This is a genomic window from Ruegeria sp. BB5, assembly GCF_056539405.1.
Map to the genome: position 1 here is coordinate 15153 of NZ_JBQFUX010000009.1, position 11491 is coordinate 26643.

At 56.7% G+C, this 11491-nt stretch carries 9 protein-coding genes; all 9 read left to right on the top strand.

Annotated features, from left to right (window positions below):
* The first annotated feature begins 43 nt into the window (after positions 1-43).
* The 9 genes from ACR0DL_RS17335 (at position 44) to ACR0DL_RS17375 (ending at position 11490) form a co-directional block, all read left to right on the top strand.
* Positions 44-808: an inositol monophosphatase family protein gene (locus ACR0DL_RS17335; protein ID WP_480690449.1), complete on the top strand. Its 765-nt coding sequence runs from the start codon at positions 44-46 to the stop codon at positions 806-808.
* 4 nt (positions 809-812) lie between these two features.
* Entirely contained in the window at positions 813-2513 is a 1701-nt protein-coding gene (locus ACR0DL_RS17340) for a Na/Pi cotransporter family protein (protein ID WP_480690451.1), read from the top strand.
* Positions 2510-3259 carry an N-formylglutamate amidohydrolase gene (locus ACR0DL_RS17345; RefSeq protein WP_480690453.1) on the top strand — a complete coding sequence of 250 codons (750 nt, stop codon included), beginning with the start codon at positions 2510-2512 and terminating at the stop codon, positions 3257-3259. The genes ACR0DL_RS17340 and ACR0DL_RS17345 overlap by 4 nt, the downstream gene beginning before the upstream one ends.
* Positions 3260-3339: 80 nt before the next feature.
* A complete protein-coding gene (locus tag ACR0DL_RS17350; RefSeq protein WP_480690602.1) occupies positions 3340-4617 on the top strand; it encodes a glutamine synthetase family protein in 1278 nt (425 codons plus the stop codon).
* Between the two features lie 95 nt (positions 4618-4712).
* Entirely contained in the window at positions 4713-6095 is a 1383-nt protein-coding gene (locus ACR0DL_RS17355; protein ID WP_480690455.1) for an aldehyde dehydrogenase family protein, read from the top strand.
* Positions 6092-7237: an iron-containing alcohol dehydrogenase gene (locus ACR0DL_RS17360; protein ID WP_170413203.1), complete on the top strand. Its 1146-nt coding sequence runs from the start codon at positions 6092-6094 to the stop codon at positions 7235-7237. Before ACR0DL_RS17355 ends, ACR0DL_RS17360 begins: the two co-directional genes overlap by 4 nt.
* Positions 7238-7486: 249 nt before the next feature.
* Positions 7487-8320: a DeoR/GlpR family DNA-binding transcription regulator gene (locus tag ACR0DL_RS17365; RefSeq protein WP_170351160.1), complete on the top strand. Its 834-nt coding sequence runs from the start codon at positions 7487-7489 to the stop codon at positions 8318-8320.
* Positions 8321-8373: 53 nt separating this feature from the next.
* Positions 8374-10413 carry an ABC transporter substrate-binding protein gene (locus tag ACR0DL_RS17370; RefSeq protein ID WP_170551137.1) on the top strand — a complete coding sequence of 680 codons (2040 nt, stop codon included), beginning with the start codon at positions 8374-8376 and terminating at the stop codon, positions 10411-10413.
* Positions 10414-10485: 72 nt separating this feature from the next.
* Positions 10486-11490: an ABC transporter permease gene (locus tag ACR0DL_RS17375; RefSeq protein ID WP_170351162.1), complete on the top strand. Its 1005-nt coding sequence runs from the start codon at positions 10486-10488 to the stop codon at positions 11488-11490.
* The last annotated feature ends 1 nt before the right edge of the window (position 11491 follow it).

An 11491-nucleotide genomic window follows, 5' to 3' on the forward strand; every position in this document is an offset into this window, starting at 1 on the left:
ACGGACATGGATGTTGAATCCAACAAGCTCACAAAATACCGAAATGGCTGATCTGGTAACGCATGCGATGGCGGTTGCCGACATAGCCAATACTGCGGCACGAGGGTATTTTCGCGGTAGGTTGGGTGTTGAATTCAAGTCGGATGAAAGCCCGGTTACACAGGCCGATAAAGGTGTTGAAACCCAGGTGCGCACTTACCTAGAGCAGCATTTCCCGGATCATGGTATCTTTGGCGAAGAGCACGGGTTTGACGGGCAGAATTGTCGTGAAGTTTGGATCATTGACCCGATTGATGGCACAAGATCGTTCCTTTCGGGGCATCCGCTGTTCGGCTTCTTGCTGGGGCATCTGGTTAATGGCAAGCCGGATATCGGAGTGATAGGTATGCCTGCGTTGAATGAGGTGTTTGTAGGCGTTTCCGGTCAGGGCGCGACTCTGAATGGCAATGCCATGGCAACGTCAAAAAAGACGCGGTTGGATCAATCCATCCTGTTTGTGAACGAAGGCGACAAGATCTATCGCGATCACCCGTCTTTATTCGCAAAACTGATGCAATCCGGGCAGACCCGCCGGTTCGCCTATGACTGCTACCCGCATGCCCTGCTGGCGGCAGGGCATGTGGATGCGGTGATTGATTATGACTTGCAGCCTTATGACTACTTGCCTGTTCTGGCCGTTGTTGAGGCCGCAGGCGGGGTGATGACCGATTGGAATGGCAAGCCCCTCGACCTGAACTCGGATGGTCGGGTGATCTCGACCGCAACGCCTGAACTGCATGCGGAAATGCTGGATATGGTGAACGGTTAGGCTCATGGCGATTGTAAGCTTTCTCATCAACTTGGCCGGAGCGACAATGTTGTTGCTTTTTGCCGTGCGCATGGTGCGCACGGGGATTGAGCGCAGCTATGGGGCCTCGTTCCAGCGCGTTATGACGGGTCAGCGCAGTTATTTGCAGGCGTCGATGGTGGGGCTTTCGATGGCTATTGTGCTGCAAAGCTCGGCGGCGGTGGCATTGTTGACCTCGGGCTTTGCCGCTGGTGGAATGCTGGCATTTCCTGCGGGCCTTGCAATGGTACTGGGTGGCGATCTGGGGTCTGCGCTGATTATTCAGATTCTGTCGTTCAAGCTGGATTGGCTGGTGCCGCTTCTGTTGGCGATTGGCGGGTATCTGTTCGTCAAAACCGAGTCCAAGAAACCGCGGCAATTGGGCCGCATTCTGATGGGCATCGCATTCATCCTGATCTCATTGCGCTTTTTGCGTGAGGCAATGGACCCGATCCGCGACAGTGCTTTTCTGCCCGCCATCGCCGACTATCTGGCCCGCGACTATATCACCGCGTTTTTGGTGGGTGGTGCGCTGGCCTTTGTCATGCATTCCTCGGTCGCGGCGATCTTGATGTGCGTGACGCTTGTGCAAATCGGCGCAATTCCTTTTGCCGCCGGGTTGTCGCTGGTGTTAGGGGCTAACTTCGGCTCGGCCTTTATCCCGGTTTGGTTGACGCGGGGGATGGATCTATCAGCCCGGCGCATCCCCTTTGCCAATCTAGCCCTACGTGGCAGTTGGGCCGTTATTACCCTTTTCGCGGCCACCACAGCCCTGAGGGCGGGCGTTCTGGGCGATCTGCAAGGCGGGCAAATGCTGGTGAACGCGCATCTGGCCTTTAATGCCTCTTTGCTGGTTCTGGCGCTGCCATTCTGTGGACGCCTAAGTGCCCCGTTCGAGCGGCTGTTGCCAGTCCCGATAACATCAGAGGCTGCGGTGCAGCCGGGTCGTCCCGCCAGCGCGTTGGACATGCGCAATATCGGCAGCCCCAGCCAGGCCCTATCGAGCCTCAAGCGGGAACTGCTGCGGATGAGCGATCTGGTTGAATCGATGTTCCGCCCATCGCTGGAACTGTACCGCAGCGGTGACAAGGAACAGATCCGTGCCGTCAGGGACATTGATGTCGAGGTGAACGAGTGCCTGTCTGGCGTCCGAAAATTCGTGGCGGCCATTCCGGCAGAGGATTTTGGAAAGCAGAATGCGAAAGTGGCGCGCGACTTGATGGAATACGCCATTCGCCTTGAAACCGCAGGCGACGTTGTCGCCAAACGTTTGACTGTGTTGGCAACCAGCATGCGCAAAAAAGGTGCATCATTCTCGAAAGAAGGTTGGGCAGAATTGGTCGAAATGCACGAGGGTATTTTAGCCAATCTCAAACTGGCCTCGAACGTGCTGATCTCGGATGATTTGGAAAGTGCCCGCCTACTGAGCCTTGAAAAGACCGAAATCAAACGGGCCGAGCGTGACAGCCGCAAGCGTCATCTCAAACGGCTTCAGCATGGCAGTACGGAAAGTTTTGAGACCAGCGATATCCATCTTGAGACGTTGCGCGCGCTGCGTGAATTCAACAGTCACATCGCAGCGGTGGCCTATCCGATCCTTTATCGGAATGGTCAGTTGCTGGAAACACGCCTGATCGAAGAAATGCCCCGGACGCAAAAAGATTCAGATACAGAGGTGAAAGGATGATTGCGCCCGTAGAGGTACTGAACGAAGAAGGCCAGGGCAAAGTGGTCTTATTGTGCGAACACGCGAGCCATCGGATTCCATCAGAATACAGTGATCTGGGTCTGTCCGAAGCTGACCGGCTAAGCCACGCAGTCTGGGACCCGGGTGCACGAAGCCTGGCGCTTCAGCTTTCGCAGGCATTGGATGCGCCGGTGGTGGCCTCGACCGTTTCGCGCTTGGTATATGATTGCAACCGTCCCCCGGAAGCCGCAAGCGCAATGCCTGAGAAATCTGAACAGATCATGGTCCCGGGGAATACAGGCCTGACGCAAGCGCAGCGCGATGCGCGTACGGCTGCGGTTTACGATCCGTTCTGCGCTGTTGTGTCCGAGGTTCTGAACAAGCGCCGGGCTGATACGGTGATCGTGACTGTGCATTCATTTACCCCGGTCTATTTCGGCCAACCGCGTGCGGTTGAGCTGGGTTTGTTGCATGATGAAGACAGTCGGCTTGTGGATGCGATGCTGAATTATGTGGATCGTATTCCGAACCGCCGAACCGAACGAAATGAGCCTTATGGTCCAACCGATGGGGTCACCCATTCGTTACGCCTGCATGCGCTCAACCGAAATTTGCCAAATGTAATGCTGGAAGTGCGCAACGACCTACTGCGTACCGATGAAGAGATTGCTGTCGCAGCAGAAGAGGTATTGACCCTGCTGTTACCGGCACTGAACGACATCGCGATTAAGGAGGATAAATCGTGAGCGGAACTTTCAACCTCGACGAACTGAAGGCGCGTGTGACTGCGGGCGATGTTGACACCGTTTTGGTATGTTTTGTTGACATGCAGGGACGTTTGATGGGCAAACGCTTTCATGCGGGTCACTTTGTTGCGGGTGCATGGGAAGAAACGCATTGCTGCAACTATTTGCTGGCGACAGATTTGGAGATGGGTACACCGGATGGCTATGCCTCGACCAGTTGGGAGCGGGGCTATGGCGATTACGTCATGAAGCCGGACCTCAGCACGCTGCGCCCTGTTCCGTGGCTGGAAGGCACTGTGATGGTGATGTGCGATGTGCTGGATCACCATACCCACGAAGAAGTGCCACATGCGCCACGCTCGATCCTTAAGAAACAGGTCAATCGTTTGAAGGCCATGGGCTATGACGCGATGTGCGCCACCGAGCTGGAGTTTTTCCTGTTCGAGAAAAGCTTTGACCAAATCCGCAAGGAAGGTTTCCGCGATCTGGAACCGATATCGGGCTATAACGAGGATTACCACATCCTGCAGACCACCAAGGAAGAGCATGTGATGCGGCCGATCCGCAACCATCTGTGGAATGCGGGCATCCCGGTCGAGAACTCGAAGGGTGAGGCCGAGACCGGTCAGGAAGAACTGAACATCAAATACGCGCCGGCAATGGAGACGGCGGAGTACCACTCGATCGCCAAGAACGCGGTGAAAGAGATCGCCTGGCAGCATGGTCATGCGGCGACCTTCCTGCCGAAATGGCATCATGACAAGGTGGGCAGTTCGTCCCACGTACATCAGTCGCTGTGGGCGGACGGTCAGCCGGCATTTTTCGATAAGTCGGATGCGTTAGGCATGTCGGCGCTGATGAAAAGCTACATGGCGGGGCTGCTGAAATACGCGCCGGACTACACCTATTTCATGGCACCCTACATCAACAGCTACAAGCGTTTCATGAAGGGCACCTTTGCGCCCACACGGATCATTTGGTCGGTGGACAATCGCACGGCCGGATACCGTTTGTGTGGCGATGGCACCAAGGCGGTGCGGGTCGAATGCCGCATTCCGGGCTCGGACATGAACCCGTATCTGGCGATGGCGGGGATGCTGGCTGCCGGAATTTCAGGGATCGAGGAAGGGCTGGAGCTGCAGCCGCCCACCCAAGGCGATGTGTATCAGGGCGACACCGGCATGATCCCCGGCAACCTGCGCGCGGCGCGGGATGCGCTGCATGGGTCAGAGATGTTGCGCGCGGCGATGGGGGATGAGGTGGTTGATCACTATACCCGCGCGGCTGAGGTCGAGATCGAGGAATTCGAGCGCGTGGTAACCGATTGGGAAGTTGCCCGCGGGTTCGAGCGGGCGTGAGCTTGGGCCAGGCTGGGGGCTCTGCCCCCAGACTCCCGAGGTATTTTTGGCCAGATGAAGCAGGGGATCCTGCCGTCTTTCGAAATGGAGTGGTTATGGGGCAGATGTTGAAATGTGTCTCACCGATTGATGGATCGGTTTTTGCGGAACGCGAGGTTCTGTCGCGGGACGCCGCCTTTGCAGCGGCTGAGTGCGCACGTGCCGCGCAGGCGAACTGGGCGGCGCGGCCGTTGGAGGAGCGTATCGATCGTGTGATGGCGGGCGTGGCGGCTGTTGGTACGATGAATGATGAGATCGTTCCCGAGCTAGCTCATATGATGGGCCGCCCGGTGCGCTATGGCGGTGAGTTTGGTGGCTTTAACGAGCGCGCCAGCCATATGGCCGGGATCGCCGAGGCGTCGCTGGCGGATATCGCGGTGGGCGAGGATGAGACCTTCAAACGCTATATCAAGCGCATCCCGCATGGGGTCGTGTTTGTGGTGGCGCCCTGGAACTACCCTTACATGACGGCAATCAATACGGTGGCCCCGGCGCTGATCGCGGGCAACACGGTGATCCTGAAACACGCCACCCAGACCCTGTTGGTGGGTGAGCGGATGGCACAGGCCTTCCATGCAGCTGGCGTGCCGACAGATGTGTTCCAGAACGTGTTCCTCAGCCATGACGTGACAAATGACCTGATCGCGGGCAATGCGTTCGACTTTGTGAACTTCACCGGTTCGGTCGGCGGTGGTCAGGCGATGGAGCGCGCGGCGGCGGGCACTTTTACCGGTGTGGGCACCGAACTGGGCGGCAAGGACCCCGGCTATGTCATGGAGGATGCCGATCTGGATGCCGCCGTGGATACGCTGATCGACGGGGCGATGTTCAACGCCGGACAGTGTTGCTGCGGGATCGAGCGGATTTACGTGCATGAAGCCCTCTATGACGACTTTGTCGCCAAGGCGGTGGAAGTCGTGAAGGGTTACAAGCTGGGCAATCCGCTGGACAGCGAGACGACGATTGGCCCCATGGCCAATGTGCGCTTTGCTGATGAGGTGCGCGCGCAGATCGCCGAGGCGGTCGCCGATGGCGCGGTGGCCCATATCGACACCTTCGCTGAGGATGACGGTGGTGCTTATCTCACCCCGCAGATTCTGACCAATGTGACCCATGAAATGCGAGTGATGCGGGATGAAAGCTTTGGTCCGGTGGTGGGCATTTTGAAGGTCTCATCCGACGAAGAAGCGATTGCGCTGATGAACGACAGCGAATTTGGCCTGACCGCCAGCCTGTGGACCCGCGACGTGGATCGCGCGGCCCGTGTTGGCGACCAGATCGAGACCGGCACCGTGTTCATGAACCGGGCCGATTATTTGGACCCCGGCCTGTGCTGGACCGGCTGCAAGAACACCGGGCGCGGCGGCGGCCTTTCGGTCATCGGCTATCACAACCTGACGCGCCCCAAATCCTACCATCTGAAGAAGGTGACATCATGAGCCTTGTTGGAAACTGGTCTTACCCGACCGCGATCAAATTCGGTGCTGGGCGCATCAAAGAATTGCCCGAGGCTTGTGCCACAGCGGGGATGAAAAAGCCCTTGCTGGTCACCGACAAAGGGCTGGCCGACCTGCCGATCACCACGGCAACGTTGGACATCATGGAGGCCGCCGGTCTGGGCCGGGGTCTGTTCAGCGACGTTGACCCGAACCCGAATGAAAAAAACCTTGAAGCCGGGGTTGCCGCCTATAACGCTGGTGGTCATGACGGGGTGATTGCGTTCGGCGGTGGCTCAGGGCTGGATCTGGGCAAGATGGTGGCCTTCATGGCCGGTCAGACGCGTCCGGTCTGGGATTTTGAAGACATCGGCGACTGGTGGACCCGCGCCGATGCGGATGTTATCGCCCCGATCATCGCGGTGCCAACCACCGCCGGAACAGGGTCTGAGGTTGGGCGCGCCAGCGTCATCACCAACTCTGAGACGCATGCCAAGAAGATCATCTTCCACCCAAAGGTTCTGCCGAGCGTGGTGATCTGCGACCCAGAATTGACCGTGGGCATGCCCAAATTTATCACCGCAGGCACCGGTCTGGATGCTTTTGCCCACTGTGTCGAGGCATTCTCAAGCCCGCATTACCATCCGATGAGCCAGGGCATCGCGCTGGAAGGCATGCGGTTGGTCAAAGAGTATCTGCCGCGCGCCTATGCCGATGGCACCGATCTCGAGGCCCGCGCACATATGATGAGCGCAGCCTCGATGGGCGCCACCGGTTTCCAAAAAGGTCTGGGCGCGATCCACGCCATGAGCCACCCCATCGGGGCGGTGTTCAACACCCATCACGGCACTACCAACGCGGTCTGCATGCCTGGCGTGCTGGAGTTTAACGCCCCTGCCATTGCCGACCGGTTCCAGATGGCAGCCGATTATCTGGGCATCCAGGGCGGCTTTGACGGCTTCCGCGCCTTTGTGCAAGACTTCAACGACGAGTTGGGCATTCCGCGCAAACTGTCTGACCTGGGCGTGACCGAGGCCGCAATTCCTGAACTGGTCCAAGGCGCAATCATCGACCCATCATGCGGTGGGAATCCCGTTGAGCTGACTGAAAGAAATCTGAAAACACTGTTCGAAGCAGCGTTGTGAAAGCAAGGGCCTCGGTGGACACTCTGCCGGGGCCAGAATTTATAATCACCAGTGGTGTTCCACAGGGTGAAGCCGGTAGGTCTTACCGGGCAAAAGCAGTCAAGTGTTCATATATTAGAAGACCAGACGCGTTTCAGTCGATGACCGGATTTATTGGAAAATATAAATAAATCCCCGTAATTCAAATATTGTCACAAAACATTCACAATTTTTGTGGATTTTTAAGTGAAACTATGTTGGGCTTAAAAAATGGATCACGATAGCGATAATATCCCTCATCGGGGCCGTGAACTTCTGGATGTCCTGGCAAGGTTGGGGGGCTCGGCGCGCAATACCCAGATCGCGCAGGTTATGGACGTTTCTGAGGAAACTGTTCGTCGACTGGTCAAAGCGCTGGCGCAAAAAAACATGGTTGAGAGGGTGCATGGGGGAACCTATCTTTCCCGGGCGCAGGACACGCCTATGTTTTCCGGGGCGTTGGAGCAAAACGCCGAAGAAAAGACGCTTATTGCCAACAAGGTCAGCCAAATGATCGAAGACGGCATGGTGCTGTTCATTACGGTGGGCTCAACGACCACCCATGTTGCCGAGCAGCTGCGCGATCTGAAGAACCTAACCGTGGTCAGCAACTCGCTATCGGTTGTCGCCTCACTGGCTGATCACAACGGAACGCGAGCAATCCTTGCCGGTGGTGAGGTTATTCGATCCGAACGCGGCAGTTTTGGTCGTGCGGCCGAGGAACTGGCATGCCAATACAGTTATGATGCGGTGATTTGCGGTGCGGATGCCATATCGCTTTCTGGCGGCGTGTTGGCTTCGAACCCGCTGGAGGCTGAGTTGACGCGCGCGTTGCTTAAAAATACGCGGCGCATGATTGTCGCAACCGATCACACGAAATTCGGGGAAAAAGCGACCAATGTATCCTGCCGATTTGATCAGGTGACCGATTTGGTGACCGACATACCCCCGTCTGAAACTTTCGCCACAGCTTTGAAGGATGCGGGGGTTACAGTCCATGTCGCTGCGCTGCGTGGCAAAAAAAAGAAAAAGAAGAAGAGAACCGACGTTGCTGCAGTCAACTAATCGGTTTCACAAGCAAATAAAAAACGAAACTGACGTTACCGTAGGGAGAAAACATGAAACAGCTTCTGATGTCAGGTGTGGCCTTGGTCACTCTGGGGGGAACTGCCTGGGCGAACTGTCCGGCAGCGACAGTTGCAGATATGCAGGGCCTATCTGATGGTGCTTATCCGCAGCAATTTGATCTGGCAGAGTTTCAGTCGGCCGCGGGCTGTACGCTGAGCTTTGCAGAAAACCCAGCCATTGCAGATCTAAATGGTAAAATCCGCGGCAATAGCGACCTGCCTGCGGTCGCGGATCGTCTGCCGGCCGAGCCTTTGGTCATCGTGCCATATGACTCGATCGGTCAGTATGGTGGGGTTTTGGATGCGCTGTCCAACGCCACCGAAAGCGGCACGTCAGACTTCCTGTCTGTACGTCACGTGAACCTGTTCCGGTATTCCGACGATCTTCAAACCTTGGTGCCTAATGTGGCCAAGTCCTGGGAATGGAACGATGATTTCACCCAACTGACCGTGCATCTGCGCGAAGGTCACAAGTGGTCGGATGGGGCACCGTTCACCGCGGCGGATGTCGTGTTCTGGTATGACAACCTGATGATGGACACCAATGTCATCGCCGAAGCCAAGGATTATGCTTTGGCAGGCGGTGAACCCATGAAGGTCGAGGCGCTGGATGATACCACGGTGCAGTTCACCCTGGTCGCACCCAAACCGGGCCTGACCGAGACGTTTTCGTTCACTTATGTGCAACCCTACCAGCCCAAGCATTTCTTCGAAAAGTTCCACCCGGCGTTGGACGAAAATGCGGACGCCAACGCACAAGCGCTTGGGTATGAAAACGGTTATGAACTGATCAAGGCCTACTACGGTAATTCGGACTGGATGGATACGCCGTCGCCAATGCTGACGGCAGGTGACAAGCTGGCGGGTCTGCCCAAGGATGCTATGCCGACCCTTGAAAGCCATATTCTTGTGAAGGAAAGCACCGAAGGGCGCCACTATGTCGCCAACCCCTACTTCTTCCAGGTCGACACACAGGGTAACCAGCTGCCCTATATCTCGGAAATGGATGAAACATATGTCCCGGATGAAGAGGTGCGTAACCTCAAACTATTGAACGGCGAGGTGGATTACAAATCTCAGGGTGTGAACCTGACATCTGCTCCGGTTCTTTTGGAGGGTCAAGAAAGCGGCAACTACACGTTGGAAGTAAAGCCCGCGATCGGCTATCCGGTGCTGACGTTCAACGTGACCGCCGAGGATGAGGCCAAACGCGCGCTCTTCAACGACATCCGTTTCAGAACGGCCATGTCGGTTGCGATGGACCGCAATCAGCTGAACGAAGTTACCGCTTTTGGACTGGGTGAGCCGACACAGTATATCGGGTTCTCACCGCGCCCGGACTTCATTGATGCCAAATGGTCAGAGTACGAGGCTGGTTTTGATCAGGACCGCGCCAATGCTCTGCTGGATGAGGTCGGCCTTGTTGACCAGAACGGCGATGGTTTCCGTGATCTGCCAAATGGTGACCCGCTTGTGCTGGACTGGCAGTTCTCGACGCAGTCAGCCTCTGCTCAACTGGTGGAACTGATCGCTCAGAACTGGAAAGACGTGGGCGTCAATACCGCGATCAAAGAGGTTACTTCGGATGAGTTCCGCGCGGCGCAATCGGCCAATACGTTGGATATGGGGATGTGGCTCAAGAGCCAGCCTGCCGGTTCGGTTCTGGGCGATGGCGAAATCTGGGTTCCCCCGTTTGACGGGTACTTCGATGTTCGAACCGGGATGCTCTGGGCGGAATACATCAGCTCGAACGGTGAAAACGGTGTCGAGCCGCCTGCGTGGGTTGCCGATCTGAAAGCCGCTCTGGACACATACCAATCCAGCGCACCTGGATCGGACGCATCCATTGCTGCCGCTCAGAAAATGGTTGAGATAATGACCAGCGAACTGCTGTTCATTGGTACGGTCAACTCGCCGGCACCGATCTACCACTCGAACAATCTGCAGAACTTCACCGAGTTCAAGACGCAGTCCTACGAGTTCTATCGGACCTATCCGTACCGCCCCGCACAATGGTGGCTGTCCGAGTGATCCGATCCTCGATCTGAGATGACGGAATGGGGCGCCCGCGCCCCGTTCCATATGCTAGCCGGGAACAAAGACATGCTCCAATTCGCCCGCTTTGCCGCCACGCGCGCGGTGATGGCTGTGGTCACACTTGTATTGGTATCACTCATCGTGTTCACGCTGATGGAGCTTGTGCCGGGCGATTGTGCCGAACGCTATCTTGCCTATAAAAATACTCAAGGCTCGGCCATCACACTGGCGGATATCGAGGCCGAACGGGCCCGACTAGGGCTTGATCGCCCGTTCCTGACACGCTGGGCCAGTTGGCTGAGCGGTGCCTTCCGCGGTGATTTCGGCGAAAGCTGCATCTTGCGCGTAAATATCGCGCAGCTATTGGGCGACAAGTTTTGGATCTCGTTGTGGATCTGCCTTGGATCGTTGACGCTGGCCTATATGATCGCGCTGCCCGTGGGCATTATCTCGGCGGCTTCCAAGAACGCATTCCTCAACAATTCCCTGCGCCTGATCAGCTATCTGGGTCTGGCCATGCCCAACTTTCTGCTGGCGCTGATGGTAATGCTGTTTTCCACCATCTATTTCGGCGAGACGCTCACCGGCTTGTTCAGCCCAGAATATCGCGAGGCCCCTTGGTCATGGGCCAAATTCGTGGACCTGCTGAAACATGCCTGGTTGCCCATATTCATTCTGGGTTGGTCCGCGACTGCCTTTGCGTTGCAGACCGTGCGCGCATTGATGTCGGATGAGATCGGCAAGCTTTACGTAACCGCAGCTGCGGCGCGTGGGATTTATGGCCCGCGTTTGTTGTGGCGCTATCCCGCCCGTCATGCGCTTGGGCCAATTGTCAACTCGCTGGGATTTGACCTGAACCGCATCTTCAACGAGCTGCCCATTGTCGCCCTGATCCTGACACTGACCGAGGCAGGGTCGCTGCTGCTGGAGGCTCTCGCACGGTCGAACGACCAACAACTAGCAGGCGCCATCATCTTCCTGCTAACAGCCGCCATCGTCACACTCAATTTCGCCACGGATATCCTGTTGGCCGTGATTGATCCGCGTGTGCGCAAGAGCATTCTGAGGTAAG